An 18,251-nucleotide genomic window follows, 5' to 3' on the forward strand; every position below is an offset into this window, starting at 1 on the left:
GGGTAAGACTTCAGTGGCTCCGCATCGCAGCTGAAAGGCAAAAGAATGATCCGTATTATACTGGCTGATGATCATCCCATTGTCCGTGAAGGCCTTCATACTTTATTGGAGACACAACCAGACTTTCAAGTCATCGCTGAATGCGCAAATGGAGAAGAAGTTTTACAAACCACAGCCCGCCTGCAACCAGATATGCTCTTACTTGATCTTGAAATGCCTGTGAAAGATGGGGTAGAGACCATGCGCCAGTTATCACAATTAGCGCAGAGGCCGCGCGTGATTGTCTTTACAGCCTTTGATGATGACGAAAGAATCATCCATGCGCTCCAGGCCGGAGCCGATGGCTATCTGCTCAAAGAAGCACCACGTAACGAGATTTTTAAATCCATTCGCGTCACCATGAGCGGTGGTTCAATGCTTCAGCCTATTGTCGCCTCCAAGTTACTGCGCCACGTTGGAAAACAAAGGATGACGCCTGTGCGCCCACTTGATGCTATACCACAGGTGGAAGATTTGACTGAGCGTGAACTAGAAGTGCTACGGCTCCTGGCCCAGGGCATGCCAAATAAAGAGATAGCGGCACAGTTAATCATCAGTGAACGCACCGCCAAATTCCATGTCAGCTCAATTATGAGCAAATTAGGTGCGACCAATCGCACAGAAGCGGTAGCCCTCGCAGCACAAAGAGGACTCATCAACCTGGGTGAATGATGCCCAGGTTGTTATGTTATGCAAACTGAATTCCCTAAACTCCCCATTACGGCCTATCCACGTTATAACACCTGGCGCCCATCCGAAGCCAATAAACATTAACCGGACCATAAGAAATTTAGGCTAATTTTCGCCATAAGTCCGGAACTCCGAAACAGCATGATATACAATACCACGTAGTAATAAGCGGTTAGGCCAATAAATTTTATGTCCTTCATCAATGGAATATTGGCATATACCAATCAGACATTCCATCCCAAGAAGGACGCTAGGACAGTTGAACATGATAGTTTCGCGCTCAACAGCCTTTATATCTGTATTCTTGCTTATTGCCATCCTTTCGCTAGCGGCAATTGGAATTGTGAAAGGCATAGGAATAGCAATAACACATGGTCCCAGCATGGAACAGGCATCGGGAACCATCGTTAGCATGAGTTCCGACCATAGTTTTATGTTAAAGACAGCTGATGGCATGCTTGAACATTTCCAATGTAATGAACGTTGCCTGGGGGCAGAATCGCATATGCGCCGCCACCTCAACGAACGAGCGCATACCGATGTGTATTACATGCGAGCCGCCGATGGAACCTTGATAGCCGTAGATGTAGACTAAGGGATTAAACACAGCCCATACAAAGCGTTTTCCCTTAAATGGTCAGGATGTGAGATTGTGATTAACGATTCGGATAGAAAAATAGTACCAGTACAAAATAGCAATAGCCCTACCCTTGACCGTGCAGATATTGTAATCATTGGCAATGGCATTGCGGGTCTGACGGCCGCTATCGAAGCGCGTCGCCTGGCTCCAGAGAAGCGCATCGTAATCGTCACAGATCAGATCCATCCCACCATCAATACGCCTGCCTTAAAACAATTTGCGGTAGGTAAGCTCACGCGTGAGCAACTGTTGGCCTATCCAGCAGGAACCGAACGTCTGGAACGCATCCATATTGTGACTTCACGTGTAAGCGAGATCCACGCACAAAGTAAATATATAACCTTAAGCGGCAATCGTGGCTTTGGCTATGATTCGCTATTAATTGCCACCGGCAGCACTCCTCAGGGTCTACCAGAACGTACCCCTGGCCGCAATTTTGATGGTGTGCTGACCCTGCACCGTCTACAAGATTACCTGGATCTGCGCCGACGGCTGGGAGAAATCAATGAAGCAGCGGTAATTGGCGGTGGTGTACATGCCATTGAAACGGTAATGGGTCTACTCTACTGGGGTATTCGTACCCACTGGCTCATTCGAGGTAAGACATTCATGGGGCGTATCCTGGATGAGCAAGCCTCTGAGATCGTGCTGAACAACGTTCGGCGGGCTGGGGCGGTCATACACCTGGAGACTGAAGTAACAGGCATTATCGGGCGTGTAGGGGCCGTAGCGGGGGTAATAACTAACCATCAAGAGATGATCCCCTGTCAATTAGTCTTGAGTTGCACTGGTACCCAGGCAGCTACCAAACTGGCACAAACTTGTACCGTGCCCATGATGCATAAAAACGGCATCATGGTCGACGATAAATTGCGCACCAGTGTCCGCGATATCTATGCCGCCGGCGACGTAGCGGCCCTCAAAAATCCTCAGACCGGCAGCTATGAACCACGGGCCCAATGGTATGCAGCCGTTGCCCAGGGACGTATCGCAGGCTCAATGATGGTAGGGCACAAAGAGCTGGCCCAACAGCCATTCGGGGTCCAATGGCATGCCACCCACCTGGGAGAGTTATCAATGCTGACCGTAGGAGAGCCTATCAGCAAAGATCCTCGCGTGACCACCCTGACAGATACCAGTCAGGGCGGCTACCGGCGCATTACCATGTTAGATGACCTGCTGGTCGGATATCTCTCTCTTGGCAACACACAGCCGGATAGCCTGGCAATCAAGCGCCTGATAGATGAAGGCGTCTCGATCCGCAATGTAATTAAACCTTTATTGAAGGGCCAATTCGACTCACGCTCCTATCTCTCGCATCAGCGCTCGCGGGCCACTAGAAATCTGCTTGAGCAAAAGTTGCCAATGTTAATGAGACGAGAGGAAGTCGAAACACCAGGGCTACTGCCCAATACAGACGAGTTCTTCTCCTTCCCTGAACCACAACAGGTAAATCCACGCGCCACCAGGCAGTTGCCGCCGCCCTCGCAGCAACCACAGATTGATCCGCTACAACAGCGTAGGGTGGTAGAGCAGCCTGCGCGCATGCCCGCCGCCGCCATGCCTGCGCTACCCATTCATAACGAAGATGAGATCAATCCCTTTACAGGTAATTTACCGGATGTTGCCATGACCCATACAGATGATCTAGTATCTCTGCCTCAAGTCACTGATGCTCTATCATTGATGCGTCAGACACGGCAACTGGTAGAAGAGCCTTTTACGCCACCTCAGGGTCACCAGCTATCAAAGATCAATCGTAGACCCGAGGCAGCACTCAACCCGAGTGAAAAGAAACCACTCAACTATAAACTCTGGGCTTATATCGATCAATCGCAAGATATCGATTAAAAGAGAGAACCAGATAGGATTGAAGGAGCAACCCACGAATGCTAAGAATGCTGAAACCCAACGCCATCATCCTTCACAAGACCAGGCCACAGGTTGGACAAGAGATCCAGGCATGTATTGGCTGCAATGAATGCCTGCTGGCATGTCCGGCACTGGCTGAGCCAATCACCATCGACATGCTCAATCGCGAGACCCTATCAGGTCCTATTTCAGAGCCTGTCGCGCGCTTTACCCGTGCCTGCTATCAATGTGGAGCCTGTGTTGCGCCCTGCCCGGTCGGGCTGCACCGGGATGCGATGATGCTCTGGCTGAAGGTACGGCTTCTGAGCAGCATGGAAGAAGCATAAGTGCCCGGGCTGTACATTCTTTCAGGGGTGGAGTGTGTGTGGTGGGCGGGCGGCCACCACACACACTCCACCCTCTCAACCCCGTGCGGCAGGCGCCAAAGAGGAACATGAAAAAGCCCTGCGAAACCACCTATATTCATGTACAAGAGGAAGGAATAAGGAATTATATGAAAAGACTAAATGATGAGAAGGGTTATCCCTGGTTCTTTTTTGATACAGGCCGACCATGGCTAAATACATGGTTTGTAACGCTGATCTTGACCCTCATCTTTATTCTGAGCCTCTTTGTCTACTCCCATTTCAGCACGGACCTCACCCCCGATAGTCTGGCTGGTTATACTTATGCTATCCTTGGAACCACCTTTATGTTACTGGCGACCTTTATGTATACGCGCTCCAGACGCTCTCGCCAGCGTAAAGTGGGACAGCTCAATAAGTCCTTAAACTGGCATATCTGCTTTGGCGTCCTGGCCATGGTAGTCTTATTCATGCATTCCTTTGGTAACTTTAATCCTCGTACCGGTACCTATGCTCTCTACGGTATGATAGCCCTGGTATTAAGCGGCTTTGTGGGAAGATTAATTGATCGCTTTGTGCCCAGGCAGATCTCAAAAGAAGTCAAGAAGGCCCTCACCGAACAAGGCGAGGACCGCATTGAGCATATCTCGCGCAACGTCCAGGATATTGTGGCGCACAATACTCAGAATCTGCAAACATTCCGGGCCACGAATGCTGGCACGCGTTCTGTCACCCCATTATCAGCCCAGGTTGTCACACCAGATCCCGTTAGCCTGGGAGGTTCCTCGCTACCCAGTTCCTGGGATATTGCCTATATCTCATTAGAGGAGACCCCTCAGGAGGTTAGCCGCAATAGTCAGCAATATCGCTTTGTGCCAGACAAAAAAAGCGCACTGGCCCAACCTGGAGCGCTACTTCCTGGATACAATGAGCAGATCGAAGAGCTACAACACGTCCAGTATGCTTTACAACGCGAACAATTTTATCGCGCACTGATTCGTTACTGGCGTATCTTCCATGTCCTGCTGGTGCTGCTCACTTTTGGCCTTACCGTATGGCACCTGGTCTACGCGGCTCAATTACTTATACCCACCTTTTTCCGACACTAACGTCCACAAAAAGAAGAAGAATGATGAACGACTAGAGTCAAGGATGTTCGATCTACCAGAGCGTAGCAAAGCAATATATGTCAGGGTATATCAATAAAAGCTTAGCCCAATCGAAACACCCGATAAAACCGGAATGTACTCTTGCTCGTATTACCTATGGAGCGTTTAGCAGGAGGAAAAAGATATGCTACAACAATCAGCAGAACAAAATTACCCTGGTGATCAGTTAGCTCGCAAGCTAGCCCATCCCAAACGTCTGGACATTTTTTTTCATGGCTTTAAAACAGCAAAATTAGTTAAAGCATTGATGGTAGACAAGAGAGTATCGGTATTCAAAAAATCGCTCTTCGTGGGGTCCATTGTAGCGATTGTGGCCATCTTGCTCTTCCCAGACGCCATTAATGAAACCATCTTGAGCACAATCTTGCCAGTGGTAGGAACAATACTGGGAGTGCCATTGGATGCAGGATTTGACTGGATTGCTTTTACGCTTATCGCGGTTAATCTGTTGCGCTACTTCCCGGCCGAGATTGTGTCTGAACATTACAGTCGCATCTTTGAGATATAAAAGCACACCAGACAACTCAAATAACGAAAGATATGCTATCCCTCATATCGTCAGGCCATAAAAATAAGGCTACTACTCAATAGCCCCCGGTCAGCGATTGTGAGGGATCGCTATTTTCATCTCCACTGAACATCTTCCTATAATTCACTGAAAGAGATGGCTACACAAACAAGAGAAAACAAAGTTCCTCTGTAGCAAAGCATCCATATTTTATATAGATATTTATCTATATAATCCTCTCCGTTTGATCTTAACAATCAAAACAAGGGAAAGAGGAGTTTGCTCCATTAATAAAGACCAGGCATAACTTAAAAAGCAGTCAGAGCGTTTTCAGGGCATGGAAGTACCTAATTGATCGGCGCGGTAAACTTATCGTTAGCATTAGTTGGCCGGAACTTCTTCCCATCATTGATGAAAACAGAGACTTGATCCTGATTAGAAAGATGAACATGAACAATCATATCTGGTTTATTGTCACCGTTGAGATCCTTAAAATCAAGGGTTACGGGCGCCAGATCATCATTATCACTATTCATCAAATTAACTACATAGATCACTGCTTTATTAGAGCCGGTATCGCCACCCATCCATTCTGTAATAATCGCTTGATGATTATAATTTATCGCAATAAAGTGGCTCTTATGTGTCGGGCTATCATTATGACCTACAACTGCATCTGTCTGAAAAGTACGAGGATAGCCATATTTAAAATCATTGTAGCGCTCAATTCCCCACGAGAGAGCCGTGCTACCAAGCACCCAGAGAACCAGCATAGCCACCATGCCAACACCAGCTGGTAAGAGCCAGTGCACACGACGAGGCGATTTCTCTTTTATCGGTGTCTTCGATGGCCTGGTCGTTTTAGCACCCGACGTTGTATAAGCCTGAGGCGGTTGCATAGGAAGACGTGGCTGCCGGCCTGTGTGCCCTGTCGAACGCATCTGAGGCGGCAAATCCTTGGTCATCCCCTGGCGCCTGGCCGGAACGGGAGAAGTACCCGTTTGTGGATTAGGATAACGCGGTGGTTGGGTATTAGTAAAACGCACAACGCTAGAGCTAGAACGAGGTGGATCAATCATCCCCTCATCAAAACGGTAACCATCAGTATGTGGTGATGCATCGGAGCGACTCATTGGTCGCGGATACACCGAGGGATGGGGATTCTGACTGCCAGTCATTCCTCTTGAGCGTCTTCGCGACGCTGGCTGTTCACCATCGGCGGCCATGAGCAATCCTTTCTCTCTCTGTGTGGCATACTTGCCAACATTACAGGAAGATATCACAGTTTAGCGTTAAAACTGTATCGAAAGCTATCATACTATCAGAGTGATCCCAGTGTCAAATATTGCTGTTTCACTATATAACAAAAATGCTCGCAACGTTCCATACAAAGGATAATTGCGCGAGATTGTTAAGGGCAGCCGCCTCTGGCGGCTAATGGAAGTAGTGAAACGCTCTACTTACACTCCAATATAAACTACTATCTTTCTTACGTATGGATGTCTTTCCAGGTGACAAAAACAACTCTTTGCCAGGTGAGTATGATGGAAATAGGATTGAATGGCCTACAGAGAGGAAGCATATAATGGAGAAAACAGATAGATCAATTAATACCTCTCCACCATCATCACCCTCAACAGGAACATTGCCAGAGGTGATGTATAGCCTGGCTAGCCTGGCGGATCTTTATGAAATGGGATTCGTATTAGGCATAGATATGGAGCCTGATGAGCTCAGACAACATATTCTTACACACATGCGCCGCACGATCCAGGCGGAAGGCGCCTGTCTCCTTCTATATCATGCGGCCCAGCAACATTTTATCGCGGTTGCCCATCAGGGAGAGAAGTTGCCCTGTGGCGCACTTTCAAGTAGCCTCAATGGTCAAGAGATTGAGCAGCTGTCATTACGCGGGCCCGGAGCCACCTTAGATACAATCCAGTTGAACCAACAAACAATTTTACTTATTACGCTCAATTGCCATAAAACACTGATCGGATTGGTAGCTCTCTCTCTGTCCGATCACAATACATTGCTGGACGATCGGGGGCTACTGTTAACCTATCAAGGAAATATCGCCGGTCAAATTCTCTATGCCCAACAGCAAAGGACTAGAGAAAGGCATATCGCGATTGAGCAAGAGCGTCAACGCATTGCCCGCGATCTGCATGATAGCGTAGCCCAACAGATCGCTTTTACACTCTATAAACTGGAATTTATACAACGCTTGCTAGAACGGCAACAATCCCAGGCCGCCAGTGTAGAGGCCAATAGAGCAGCAACCTTATTGGAAGAAAGTTTGCAAGAACTGCGTACCAGTATCAATGCCTTGCGCCCGATACAACTCGAGCGCCACACCTTTTTCGAAGCTGTTACTAACTTGCTCAATCAGTATAGAAATCATAATCCTGGCATCAGTATGCAAGCAGAATTGACAGCTATACAGCAAATACCAGAGCGATTAGAGGTACCAATTTTCCGGCTGCTACAAGAGGCGCTGGCAAATATCTACAAACACGCGCGTGCTACTGCAATATGGGTGGACATGTACATTCAAAGCAACCTATACATTATCAGCATCAGGGATGATGGTATAGGGTTACCGACTCAACACCTATCAACACCAGTCCCAAAAGGAAGTGAGCCAGCCAGCCAGGCTGGAGAAGGCAAACACGATATAACTTCATCCCATATGGGGCTATCTACTATGCGTGAACGCGTACAGGAGGTGGGAGGTCGCTGGCAACTACATAGCCAGCCAGGAACAGGAACCACCATCGAGGCCAGTTTTCCGCTGACCACTCCCAGCACAGAATTAACGCGACGAGAATATGAAATTTTACGTCTTCTTGTAGAAGGGCGAACAAACCACGAAATCGCGCAAAAACTATCCATCAAAAATGAGACGGTAAAGGCACATGTTCATCATATTATGCAAAAGCTTCAGGTAAAGGATCGGGCTCAGGCTATCCTGGTTGCTACGACTCAGGGTTGGGTATAACAGAAAACATGCATAAATTCCTGACAAGATCCCATACCTTCCTTGACGCTTGAGCTTACATTCAGTAGAATGGAGACGCTCATACCGCTATGTATCGTCATTTACAAAGAAGTAATGTATTCAAACATGCTGTTGAATTTGAGGAGGCACCGGTGCCAGGTGTTCATGTATTGAAGTCTCAAAAACTTAACATTTATAGTCTATCAGCAGCGGCGATCATCATCTTTGCCATTGGTCTACGCATCATCCTTGTGGCTCTCAATTGGCCCCCTACCAATAGTGATGAAGGCACAATGGCTGTGATGGCAAGTAATATCGCCTATCATGGAGAGAGACCGCTGATCTACTATGGGCAAGACTACATGGGAGTGATCGAAGCCTATTTAGGGGCCCTTTTTTATCAAATTAGCGGTGGACCATCCATCGTGGCCTTGCGACTGGGCGTGATTTTGCTGGTAGGACTTTTCTTCATTGTTGCTTATCTGCTCACCAGTTTTATTTTTAGCAGAAAGATCGCCTTGCTTACACTGGCCATCCTTAGCGTAGGCTCGATCCCTTACCTGACGCGGCAGACCATAGCCACCGGAGGATCTGCAGAGACCTTGCTCTTCGGTACGCTCTCGTTGTTGCTAGCAGCTCGGCTCGCCTACACCTACGATCCACAGGTCTCGCGGCGCACCAGATTCCTGCGCTTGACGGGTTATGCAGCATATGGACTAGTCATTGGTGTGGGTGTCTGGAGCGATATGGTTATGCTCCCGATCCTCGCGATGGCTACATTGCTACTCATCATCTTCTGCTGGCGCGAAGTCTTTATCTGGGGTGGCTGGTTGGTCGCCATCCTGATGGGACTTATCGGCATACTGCCCTCAATCATCCATGGCAACGAAGTCGGCAAAAACATCTTTCAGGTCCTCTTTGCTATGTTCCTGAGCGGCCCATCGCAAGTCAACCCGGGAATCTGGCACAATACCGTCGAGACCTTCCAGGTCAGCCTGCCCACCGCCACCGGATTTCCCTTCTGCCCGGTCATCGAATATCCTTTCCTGGGAGACAACACACCCAGAACCCTGAGTTGCGCCATCGTTCAGTCCAGTTGGAGCATCGGTTATGTGCTGGTCATTATCGCCTCTCTCTGCCTGGCTATCCTGGCTCTGCAACAACTAAAGCGTCGTCGCACAGAGATGGAGGGGCGAGTTTATCACCAGGCCCGGGTACGCAACACCACCCATCTTTTTATGGTCATCACCGCCATCCTGATCCTGATCGCCTATATCCTCAGCTCAGGTCCTAATGATCAACCGGGCTATCATGCGCGCTACATTATCAGCCTGATTGTTCTGACACCAGCGACGATCGTCTTTCCACTCTGGACTGCAGTGACCCGATTGCAATGGGCCAGTAGCTGGTCAAAGCCTGGCTCTTACGCTGGTTGTTTACTATTAGCCACGATGGCAGTTATTCTGGTTATTGGCACCGTGATGACATTCCTGGAAGTGCCAAAGGCTCAGGCAGCCAATTATAAACGCCAGGATCTGGCCAACCACCTGATCAAACTAGGGGCTACACGCATCTACACCGACTACTGGACCTGTAATAGCCTGGCTTTTGCTAGTAAAGAACGTATTTTATGTGCCGTCGTCGACAAAAACATGGATGGGAATCATAATCGCGTCAAAGAGTTCCGCGCGGCCGTTGATCAGGATGGCTGGAACGCCTCCTGGTTATGCGCTAAAGATCTCAATCTCACCATGCCCCAATACAACTGTTTACCAAAAGTTGAACATTGGATCAATACAACGGCCCCTGGACGTTTTACGCGTTACGAAATTGATGGCTATGTGTTATACATGCTCAAACCACAATTTCACCGTCCCACGCCAGCCACAAAATAATAAGCAGGGAGAACAAAATAGCCCGCGGTGCTCGCTTTAAACGTCCTCGTCGGGTAGGAGCCCCTGGCGGAGAGCAAAAATAGCTACCTGGGTACGATCTCGCAGATGAAGTTTCTGGAAGATAATCGAAAGATAGTTTTTTACAGTCTTTTCAGAATAGGCCAGGCGCTCTGCTATTTCTTTATTGCTCATGCCAGCGGCCAGATAACGAATAATCTCAACCTCTTTTTCCGAGAGTTGGGCTATATGTTGACCGGTGGCAGGGGCCGTCTCGGGTTGGCGGCGCAACTCGTTAACCAGCACCCCGGTCAAAGAGGGTGAGATAGCCACACCACCCGCATGCACTGTCCGAATCGCCTGGGCCACATCGCGGGCCGTAGCACTTTTTAACAGATAACCCCGTGCACCGTTGCGCATCGCCTCCACAATCTGTTGGTTCTGACGATGCATCGTCAACATGATCACCGCCACTGTTGGAAATTGTTGTGTTACCTGGCGCGTAATCGCAATGCCATCGACCACAGGCAAATTAATATCCATTAGCACCACATCAGGATGCACCTGGCGGATCTTCTCCAGGGCCGAAAAACCATCCACGGCCTCACCTACCACTTGAATATCATCTTCCAAAGAGAAAAGTTGACTCAGCCCCTCACGGATCAGCGCATGGTCATCAACAATCAGCACACGCACCTGTGTTGTAGGCGGGCTCTCGGCCACACTGCGGCGATCTGCTACACCAGTAGCCAGATGTTGTCCTTCGTTGTTCGTTGAAAGCGGAGGAGAAAGAGTCACCGACTCCGTAGCCACAGTCGTATGCAAGCGATGATCATCTGTATCAGGATAGCGCATAAAAAGACTCCTTCCAACCAGAACCACCAAACATAAAAGCAATTGTGAGCGCCACTCACTTACTTATAAAAAAACATGTTAGTCTGCTTCATACACTTTCATATTCTCAGTATAGCCCCTGAACAAATGGGGTAATTAATTTAGTAACAGCATAAGAAGTTGAAGTTATGGTTGATAGGAGCGAATTGTAGCAAGCTGGCGTGTATGCTGACGATCATGCAAAGGCAGCATATTAACCAGCTGATAAAATTTACGCGATCCCCATGAGGCAAAGGCAAAGGGACGCTCCCAATCGGCAAGAGGAACTTGAGATAGATAGGAGAAGAGCTCAGAACGACGAGTAGACATCTCAGCCAGGATCGTTTCTAAAGAGAGGATAGTATCACCCGACTCCGTGGCCACTGGAAGGAGTTGAATCAACGTATCAAATTGGGGATTATCTTCAGACTGAATGCGCTGCAACTGCTGCAGGGCGACAGCTTCAATCAAGGACAAATGGTGCGCGATCAGCAAAGGAGACTCCCCATCGGCAGTCAGGGGCGGGCCAAATCCTCAGGTTGAAAAGCAGCCAACTGGCTCATAAACTCCACACGAGCCATGACCAACTTGCGCCGAACTTTCACAAAAGGACTCTCGATCCCCGCCATATAGCCTCCCCATGTGGTCACATCCGCCAGCTACTATTCTTCTTCTGGCTTCACCAACCGGCTGTACAGACCATCCAGTTCATCCTGACTGTTAAAATGTAGTACCAGCGTGCCTTTACCTTTATCGTTGCGTTTCAAGTCGACCTTAACCATCAATGCCTCGCGAAAACGCGATTCCAGGCTGGCCAACTCAGGTGAGCGACGAGGAGTGGTAGCGACCTTTTCGATGGCTGCCTCTACATCTTCAGCCCCTTTGATGCGCGTCGCCAGCTCTTCCGCCTGGCGCACATTCAGGCGCAAAGCAATAATTTGCTCCATCGCCTTAATTTGATCTTCTTCACGCGTAATATTAATCAAGGCGCGCGCATGGCCGGCCGTGAAATTATCTACCTGATTCACCAACATCTCACGCACACGTGGAGAGAGTTGGAGCAGGCGTAGCGCGTTAGTCACCGTGGCTCGATCTTTCCCTACCTGCTTCGCCACCGACTCTTGCGTCAGGCCAAATTCCTGAACCAACGCCTGATAGGCCAGGGCCTCTTCAATAGGATTCAGATCTGAGCGCTGAATATTCTCAATCAGGGCCAGCTCAAGCATCTCCAATGGGGTGACATCTTTAATCACCACCGGAACCCGCGTCAGTCCAGCCAGCTTGGAAGCACGCCAGCGCCGCTCACCAGCGATAATCTGATATTGCACCGTAGACGCAGCGTTAGCCGCTGAATGGGTAGCCGGCGTATCAGATCCAAACCAATCGTTCTCAGCCTGAGCCGACTGCGCCTTATCCACACCGTCCAGGCGTGTGACCACAATCGGCTGAATTAAGCCATGTTCTTTAATAGAATCGCGCAACTCAAGCAATAGGGGATCATCTTCACGAAAGATACGTCGTGGCTGCCGTGGATTGGGAATGATGCTTTCAATCGGAACGACAGGCAGGGTATCGGCAGATATTTTGGCTGGTTGCTGAGCTGACATCACGTCGGAAGCGCCAGAGATCAACGCATCCAGGCCACGTCCCAACCCAGATTTAGGTTTAGCCACGAGCCATCACCTCCTCGGCGAGCGCACGATATGCCAGACCCCCAGGGGAAGTAGGATCATAATCAAGGATTGACTGACCGAAGCTAGGGGCCTCACTGAGACGAACATTGCGGTTAATAATAGTTTGAAAAACTTCTTGTGGGAAGTGACTGCGAACCTCACGCACAATATCAGCCGCCAGGCGTGTACGAGAATCGAACATCGTCATCACTACACCAACAATATAAAGATCAGCATTCAACTTTGATTTGACAATATTTACAGTATTCAGCAACTGGCTTAAACCTTCCAGTGCCAGATATTCACACTGAATAGGAATAATAATGCCATCGGCGGCCACCAGTGCATTAATCGTCAACAGACCCAGAGATGGAGGACAATCAATAATTACATAATCACAGCGCTCACGAATCGGCTCGAGAATCTGACGCAAGCGATGCTCGCGAGCCATCGCGCCCACTAACTCAATCTCAGCTGCGGCTAAATCGACTGTACAGGGAGCCACCACCAGCTCACGACGCTGAGTTGGAACAATCACATCAAATATAGAAATTTCATCATTTTCTTGAATAAGTAAATCATAAATCGTATGCGTTCGTTTACTCTTCAAAACGCCAATCCCACTGGAGGCGTTGGCCTGGGGGTCCATATCAACAAGCAGTACCCTGCGCCCTGCGGCGGCCAGATACGTAGCCAGGTTGATAGCAGAAGTCGTTTTGCCAACCCCTCCCTTCTGGTTCGTAATTGCATACACTTTTGACACAGGATGCTACCATACCTTTCCTCTTCCATGCCGAAGACCATAAAGCTCCGCTTCACGGACATTGTAACAAATGTATCAGAGAGAAGCAACATGAGTTATCGCAATGGTGAGATTTTATCCTTTTGGGTGCATGACAGCCTATGTGGGCAAAGCATAAGCCAGCATTGTTAGCCATGTAGATAAAACTATAAAAAGAATAATAAAGTCTAAAAAGAACAATCATAGCGGTAAGACAAAAAGGCATTTATAGAACGACAAATAGGGTTCATACTATATAAGATGAACCCTGACAGATGCTCGATCTACAATGTCACTCGATTGCCGCCCGCGGGCATTGTGAAGCGCAAAAAGCCACCGCCAGCCAGGCGTGTACAAACAACTGCGATTGTGTAAAACACAAATAGGAAGACAGCCGTTCGCAACTCATAGAGCACATAGCCAGACAGGGTCAAATGACTGGCCCCACGCGCAAACAAACGTAACACAGCAGGACCTTGTTGTACCTCAAACATCGTTAAGGGCAAGCCACAAAAAAGACTGATTACGACATCCAGGCCAAAACAAATAGCCGCGATGCGTGGCCCTAATAGCCAGAAGCGCTTATTGATCCGCTCCCGCTTCTTTGAAGTCATACGGCGTGCAGCCCACACTGGTGGTAGAATATATTGGAACACTAGAAACAGCAAGGGGACCGCGACAAACGTCCAATCGGGAAAGAAAGCGGGAGTGATTAGCGCTCCGAGTCTACCAATGGCATAAATGATAACCCCTTCGATAATGCCCCGACGGTAGCTCACTTTATTGAATAACATAGAGACAAACCTGATTTCGGCTTAGGAAATTGTATAGAAGAAAAAGGATCGGTACTATCCGTATCAAAGATTAATGGCAGCCACAAGAACCGCCGCCACAGCCGCAGCCCCCTTCAGCATCTGCTGCACCGTCGAATGAATAGTCTTCGCCAGCGCCACGAGGGGATGCAAAAACGGAGAGCAACCGGCGAACTTTTTCGCTATGGCATTTCATACACACAACATCGTCAGCATGTTTATGACTGACAAGAAGCTCAAATCTGGCTTTACAGTCCGAGCAATAGTATTCGAACAATGGCATAAAAAGTTACCTCCAGTTTATGGAAAACGCTCTATATCAAAGGATATTGTAGTGTCTGGCTTTGGTTGCGTCAAGTCAGCTATAATGTGGTCCAGGTCTTTTTAATGTTCGTCTAGAGATCACTGGCAAGCGCTACGATGGACCTTCTTTTCTGTGTGGAGTGTGTGGCGGACGGCCGCGGCCGCCCACCACATACACTCCATCCCCCCAACCCGGCGCCGCAGGCGCCAGAGAGGAAAATTAAAAATTTGTTGCTTGAGGTACAATATGTGCCAGCTATAAATAGATTAGCAAGAAGAAGGAAGAGGACAATATGGCCCTGACAATAGGAATTATCGGATTACCCCAGAGTGGCAAAACAAGTTTGTTTAATGCCTTGACAAAGGCGGGCGCGCCGATCAGTGGATATGCGACCAGTACCGTGCAGGCTAATATAGGTGTGGTGCAGGTTCCAGATGCGCGCTTACAGCCATTGGCAGAAATTTTTCAGCCTAAAAAGGTGACTCCCACTACGGTCGAATTTGTCGATGTTGCCGGTATGGGACAGGCAACACAGGCGGGCAAAGATAAAAAAGAAGGCTTAAACGCTGAGTTTCTAGGCCATATTCGCAATGCCGATGCCCTGGCCGTGGTGTTGCGTAGCTTCGCCAATGATAATGTGCCGCATATCAATGAGACCATTGATCCTTATCGCGATCTAGAAAGCTTGAATGCCGAGCTGATGATCACTGATCTGGCTTCGGTTGAGCGACGCCTTGAGCGTACAATGCGGGCCGCGAAATCGGGCGATAAAAAATATCAGCAGGAACTTGAAATTTTACGCAGATTCCAGGCCGCCTTAGAAGAGTTTAAGCTGGTAAAGGATCTGGAATTGGGACAACCAGAACATGCCCTGTTAAAAGAGATGTTCTTATTAACGATGAAGCCGCGCATGTATGTGCTAAACGTCAGCGAAGGCGTTCTGGGCGAAGCCAATGAGCTATTGGACAAGATCAATGCCGGACAAAACATTGACGAGGGAAGCTTGAGTGCTGAGCTAAAGGGTATCGCCCGCGTAGCCCACCAGGCTAAGAGCGAAGGTTCAGAGGTCGCCGCTGTCTCCGCCAGCCTGGAAGCTGAACTTTCGGAGTTGCCAGAAGAAGATGCGCATGAATATCTGGAATCGCTCGGATTGCCTAAGCTGGGTTCGGATCGTGTAATTCAAGTTGGCTACCGCTTGCTGAACCTGATCACCTTCCTGACCGCTGGTGAAGACGAAGTGCGCGCCTGGACCGTCACGCAAGGAGCCAAAGCGCCCGAAGCCGCCGGTAAGATTCACTCAGATATTGAGCGTGGTTTTATTCGCGCCGAAGTAGTACATTTTGATGATTTCATTGAGTGTGGCTCCTTTGCTGCCGCCACTAAAAAAGGTGTACTACGCCTGGAAGGCAAGGAGTACGTTGTTAAAGACGGTGATATTGCCCATTTCCGTTTCAACGTTGGCAAATGATCACATCCTGACACCTCGCACCTGAAATACTCTCCCTTTAACATGCTGGCTTACCAGTGCATGTTAAGGGGAGAGTTGTATATAGCATTTATAAACTAATTAAATATATTTGAAATACTATTCACGTGGCTGCCAGCCAATAAAGCTCTTCTCATTTATCTTTATTACAAAATAAGCTATAATTGCTCCAGGTTATTCTATATTGCATAGGATGCATTTATTTATTCGATTGATATCAATCGAATAAAGCGTGACGCTACCACGCAATAAGAAGGAGCTTACCATGTCGGAGACACCACTATTGCAGATTACAACCTTGCGCTACTATCTATTCGGACTTGCCCTCGCTCCTATATTCATGGCCTTTTTTGGAACCTCCTGGTGGGGAATGGGAGAACTGTCGCAAGTGCTACCAGGTGGCAACCTGACCAGTCTGATTATATTTATTCTGGTCGATATTATTTTGCTAGCCGGCGCTATCTGGTTGATACTCAGGGCCCGTCAATTACCCGTAGACCGCTCGCCAGCAGCGAAAGCGCTGGGCAAAGAAAAGGGACGCTATTATGGGCGTTGGTTTGGCTCAATCTTTGGACTAGAAATTATTGTCATTCTGATCGCCAACATATTGATCTACAAAGTGTTTAAACGTCCCGCATATTCCATGCCAGTGATTGCTATCATCGTTGGCCTGCACTTTCTCCCGCTAGCCTCGGTCTTCCAGGTACGAGCTTACTATATTACAGGGACCCTGGTGGCTCTGGTGGGAGTAGTGGTCATGCTCGCTATTCCAGCCACACAAACCTTCGGTTCGGCGCGCGCCTGGGACGTCGTACTGGGGATAACCTGCTCGATCATACTCTGGATTACCGGCGGCTTTACGTTGCTAATGGCGCGCAACAAGCTCCAACAGACGCAGGTCCTGTTAGCTGGCATCCATGACACCGCACCTCCAGCGGGCTTAATCGCTGGGGACGCTGCTCTTTAAGCAGAAAACGCTTCCACTTTATACTTTTCTATACTTTTTGTAACCATAGCCCAAAACAAAGAGTGGCGGCGCAAGATAAGATATCAGCGCCGCCACTCTTTACATATGCAATATTTTATTCATATTGCTTGATCAATTTATCGACTAAATTCCCTATCTCATGCCACAAATGGTGCTGATAATCCAGCATACGCGACTGATTGATATCAAAATCGCGATTAGAAGCATCCTTTTTGGCATTCTCCGCAAACTGCTGCGAAAGGGCGTGTGTCTTCTCACCGCGCCCATGCAAATAAACACCCAGGTCGCGCAAATCTTTTAAGAGCGCCTGGTACTTCTCTTCATTGGTAGGCATAACAATTTTACTCCTGAATTCGGCCGGGGTCCGCGAAAACTAATGTGATTACAATACCCCGCCTCAAGCTTCGTCAAGTTTTAAAGCATCCGCAAAACGATTAAAGAAATTAAACATGCCAATTACAGTGGTCAACTCTACGATCTCGCCGTCATCAAAATGAGATTGTAGCTCATCCCACAGCTCCTCATCCACATCACGGGCGCTTGTCGTTACAATTTCCGCATAACGCAGTGCTGCCAGTTCTCGCTCAGTAAACAAATGTCGGTTTTGATCAATATGATACAAAGCGTCGAGCAGCTCCTCGTCCAATCCCATCTGCCTTGCCAAGGCAGTATGCGCATGCTCTCAATAGAAGCATAGGTTGACCTGTGAAACGCGGATAGCGAGCAGTTCCTTGAGTTGCGGCTCGACGGTACCCCCTCGCATAGCAGCTTCCACTAATTGCATAGAGCTCTGCATTATATCAGGCCGATGGGCCATAGTTTTAAAAAGCGTGGTCATGGTAGAACTACCGGCAGTAGCATACGCAGGTAGTTGGACCGAATCATCAGGTTGGATGCGCGGCATACACAACCTCCTCCCCAGAAATACATAAAAACACATAGAAGATGCGCTATTATTTCTATTCTATGTGACAGACCAGCCGCATGCAAGCCAGAGCAGGATAAAGGTTCGGCTTAAACAACAAGGAGATGGAGCAAGCAGCTCAAACTAGCGGTGAAAATGGGGATTTGAGCACAAAAAAAGAAGCCAACTGGTGTGGCTTCTCTTGAACACATATATAATATTAACATATTTTGGACTAAAAATCAAGGCATGAACAGAGCAATATTACAGATGAA

General features: G+C 48.5%; 20 protein-coding genes. 10 read left to right on the plus strand and 10 right to left on the minus strand.

Translation table 11 applies throughout. The features are described from left to right. Positions 1 to 45 precede the first annotated feature (45 nt). From EL645_RS12380 to EL645_RS12405, 6 genes are all read left to right on the plus strand, one after another. Positions 46 to 711, plus strand: coding sequence for a response regulator (locus tag EL645_RS12380; protein ID WP_126550406.1), 666 nt, complete (start codon positions 46 to 48; stop codon positions 709 to 711). A gap of 400 nt (positions 712 to 1,111) precedes the next feature. Further along, entirely contained in the window at positions 1,112 to 1,324 is a 213-nt protein-coding gene (locus tag EL645_RS12385) for a hypothetical protein (protein WP_126550408.1), read from the plus strand. Between the two features lie 57 nt (positions 1,325 to 1,381). After that, positions 1,382 to 3,220: an NAD(P)/FAD-dependent oxidoreductase gene (locus EL645_RS12390; RefSeq protein ID WP_161977333.1), complete on the plus strand. Its 1,839-nt coding sequence runs from the start codon at positions 1,382 to 1,384 to the stop codon at positions 3,218 to 3,220. A gap of 38 nt (positions 3,221 to 3,258) precedes the next feature. Beyond that, positions 3,259 to 3,567, plus strand: a complete 309-nt coding sequence (locus EL645_RS12395) for a 4Fe-4S dicluster domain-containing protein (RefSeq protein WP_126550412.1) — start codon at positions 3,259 to 3,261, stop codon at positions 3,565 to 3,567. A 167-nt stretch (positions 3,568 to 3,734) separates the two neighbouring features. Continuing rightward, a complete protein-coding gene (locus tag EL645_RS12400; RefSeq protein ID WP_126550414.1) occupies positions 3,735 to 4,694 on the plus strand; it encodes a hypothetical protein in 960 nt (319 codons plus the stop codon). Between the two features lie 184 nt (positions 4,695 to 4,878). Continuing rightward, positions 4,879 to 5,262, plus strand: a complete 384-nt coding sequence (locus EL645_RS12405) for a hypothetical protein (RefSeq protein WP_126550416.1) — start codon at positions 4,879 to 4,881, stop codon at positions 5,260 to 5,262. 347 nt (positions 5,263 to 5,609) lie between these two features. Here EL645_RS12405 and EL645_RS12410 read toward each other — a convergent pair whose 3' ends face one another. Beyond that, positions 5,610 to 6,488: a hypothetical protein gene (locus EL645_RS12410; RefSeq protein ID WP_126550418.1), complete on the minus strand. Its 879-nt coding sequence runs from the start codon at positions 6,486 to 6,488 to the stop codon at positions 5,610 to 5,612. Between the two features lie 359 nt (positions 6,489 to 6,847). Here EL645_RS12410 and EL645_RS12415 point away from each other — a divergent pair, with 359 nt between their 5' ends. Then, entirely contained in the window at positions 6,848 to 8,263 is a 1,416-nt protein-coding gene (locus tag EL645_RS12415) for a helix-turn-helix transcriptional regulator (RefSeq protein ID WP_161977334.1), read from the plus strand. 152 nt (positions 8,264 to 8,415) lie between these two features. Then, the gene (locus EL645_RS12420; RefSeq protein WP_126550420.1) at positions 8,416 to 10,158 is read left to right on the plus strand and encodes a glycosyltransferase family protein; all 1,743 of its coding nucleotides are present in this window, start codon (positions 8,416 to 8,418) and stop codon (positions 10,156 to 10,158) included. Between the two features lie 36 nt (positions 10,159 to 10,194). On the opposite strand, the gene EL645_RS12425 is transcribed toward EL645_RS12420, so the two are convergent. The 6 genes from EL645_RS12425 to EL645_RS45380 form a co-directional block, all read right to left on the minus strand. Then, positions 10,195 to 11,010 carry a response regulator gene (locus EL645_RS12425; RefSeq protein ID WP_126550422.1) on the minus strand — a complete coding sequence of 272 codons (816 nt, stop codon included), beginning with the start codon at positions 11,008 to 11,010 and terminating at the stop codon, positions 10,195 to 10,197. Positions 11,011 to 11,175: 165 nt separating this feature from the next. Next, the gene (locus tag EL645_RS12430; protein ID WP_161977335.1) at positions 11,176 to 11,523 is read right to left on the minus strand and encodes a DinB family protein; all 348 of its coding nucleotides are present in this window, start codon (positions 11,521 to 11,523) and stop codon (positions 11,176 to 11,178) included. Between the two features lie 167 nt (positions 11,524 to 11,690). Then, on the minus strand, positions 11,691 to 12,701 hold the full coding sequence (locus EL645_RS12435; RefSeq protein WP_126550427.1) for a ParB/RepB/Spo0J family partition protein: 1,011 nt from the start codon (positions 12,699 to 12,701) through the stop codon (positions 11,691 to 11,693). Continuing rightward, positions 12,694 to 13,464 carry a ParA family protein gene (locus EL645_RS12440; protein ID WP_126550429.1) on the minus strand — a complete coding sequence of 257 codons (771 nt, stop codon included), beginning with the start codon at positions 13,462 to 13,464 and terminating at the stop codon, positions 12,694 to 12,696. Before EL645_RS12440 ends, EL645_RS12435 begins: the two co-directional genes overlap by 8 nt. 302 nt (positions 13,465 to 13,766) lie before the next feature. Continuing rightward, complete coding sequence (locus tag EL645_RS12445) at positions 13,767 to 14,276, minus strand: hypothetical protein (RefSeq protein ID WP_126550431.1); 510 nt, start codon at positions 14,274 to 14,276, stop codon at positions 13,767 to 13,769. Positions 14,277 to 14,346: 70 nt separating this feature from the next. Then, on the minus strand, positions 14,347 to 14,577 hold the full coding sequence (locus EL645_RS45380; RefSeq protein WP_126550433.1) for an FmdB family zinc ribbon protein: 231 nt from the start codon (positions 14,575 to 14,577) through the stop codon (positions 14,347 to 14,349). A 313-nt stretch (positions 14,578 to 14,890) separates the two neighbouring features. On the opposite strand from EL645_RS45380, the gene ychF reads away from it, so the two are divergent. Both ychF and EL645_RS12460 read left to right on the plus strand, forming a co-directional pair. Continuing rightward, entirely contained in the window at positions 14,891 to 16,066 is a 1,176-nt protein-coding gene (ychF, locus tag EL645_RS12455; protein WP_174845298.1) for a redox-regulated ATPase YchF, read from the plus strand. 283 nt (positions 16,067 to 16,349) lie between these two features. Then, a complete protein-coding gene (locus tag EL645_RS12460) occupies positions 16,350 to 17,051 on the plus strand; it encodes a DUF7010 family protein (protein WP_126550435.1) in 702 nt (233 codons plus the stop codon). Between the two features lie 115 nt (positions 17,052 to 17,166). On the opposite strand, the gene EL645_RS12465 is transcribed toward EL645_RS12460, so the two are convergent. From EL645_RS12465 to EL645_RS12475, 3 genes are all read right to left on the minus strand, one after another. Further along, the gene (locus EL645_RS12465; protein ID WP_126550437.1) at positions 17,167 to 17,406 is read right to left on the minus strand and encodes a hypothetical protein; all 240 of its coding nucleotides are present in this window, start codon (positions 17,404 to 17,406) and stop codon (positions 17,167 to 17,169) included. Positions 17,407 to 17,469: 63 nt separating this feature from the next. Further along, positions 17,470 to 17,718 carry a carboxymuconolactone decarboxylase family protein gene (locus tag EL645_RS12470; protein WP_136625199.1) on the minus strand — a complete coding sequence of 83 codons (249 nt, stop codon included), beginning with the start codon at positions 17,716 to 17,718 and terminating at the stop codon, positions 17,470 to 17,472. 36 nt (positions 17,719 to 17,754) lie between these two features. Continuing rightward, positions 17,755 to 17,976, minus strand: a complete 222-nt coding sequence (locus EL645_RS12475) for a carboxymuconolactone decarboxylase family protein (RefSeq protein WP_161977336.1) — start codon at positions 17,974 to 17,976, stop codon at positions 17,755 to 17,757. Positions 17,977 to 18,251 lie beyond the last annotated feature (275 nt).

The organism is Dictyobacter kobayashii, assembly GCF_003967555.1.
GTDB classification, from domain to species: domain Bacteria; phylum Chloroflexota; class Ktedonobacteria; order Ktedonobacterales; family Ktedonobacteraceae; genus Dictyobacter; species Dictyobacter kobayashii.

Coding starts and splice junctions, on each gene's coding strand:
- EL645_RS12475 (WP_161977336.1), bottom strand. CDS start 17,976: ATGCCGCGCATCCAACCTGATGATTCGGTCCAACTACCTGCGTATGCT.
- EL645_RS12400 (WP_126550414.1), top strand. CDS start 3,735: ATGAAAAGACTAAATGATGAGAAGGGTTATCCCTGGTTCTTTTTTGAT.
- EL645_RS12385 (WP_126550408.1), top strand. CDS start 1,112: ATGGAACAGGCATCGGGAACCATCGTTAGCATGAGTTCCGACCATAGT.
- EL645_RS12410 (WP_126550418.1), bottom strand. CDS start 6,488: ATGGCCGCCGATGGTGAACAGCCAGCGTCGCGAAGACGCTCAAGAGGA.
- EL645_RS12415 (WP_161977334.1), top strand. CDS start 6,848: ATGGAGAAAACAGATAGATCAATTAATACCTCTCCACCATCATCACCC.
- EL645_RS12445 (WP_126550431.1), bottom strand. CDS start 14,276: ATGTTATTCAATAAAGTGAGCTACCGTCGGGGCATTATCGAAGGGGTT.
- EL645_RS12465 (WP_126550437.1), bottom strand. CDS start 17,406: ATGCCTACCAATGAAGAGAAGTACCAGGCGCTCTTAAAAGATTTGCGC.
- EL645_RS12425 (WP_126550422.1), bottom strand. CDS start 11,010: ATGCGCTATCCTGATACAGATGATCATCGCTTGCATACGACTGTGGCT.
- EL645_RS12395 (WP_126550412.1), top strand. CDS start 3,259: ATGCTAAGAATGCTGAAACCCAACGCCATCATCCTTCACAAGACCAGG.
- EL645_RS12405 (WP_126550416.1), top strand. CDS start 4,879: ATGCTACAACAATCAGCAGAACAAAATTACCCTGGTGATCAGTTAGCT.
- ychF (WP_174845298.1), top strand. CDS start 14,891: ATGGCCCTGACAATAGGAATTATCGGATTACCCCAGAGTGGCAAAACA.
- EL645_RS12460 (WP_126550435.1), top strand. CDS start 16,350: ATGTCGGAGACACCACTATTGCAGATTACAACCTTGCGCTACTATCTA.
- EL645_RS12380 (WP_126550406.1), top strand. CDS start 46: ATGATCCGTATTATACTGGCTGATGATCATCCCATTGTCCGTGAAGGC.
- EL645_RS45380 (WP_126550433.1), bottom strand. CDS start 14,577: ATGCCATTGTTCGAATACTATTGCTCGGACTGTAAAGCCAGATTTGAG.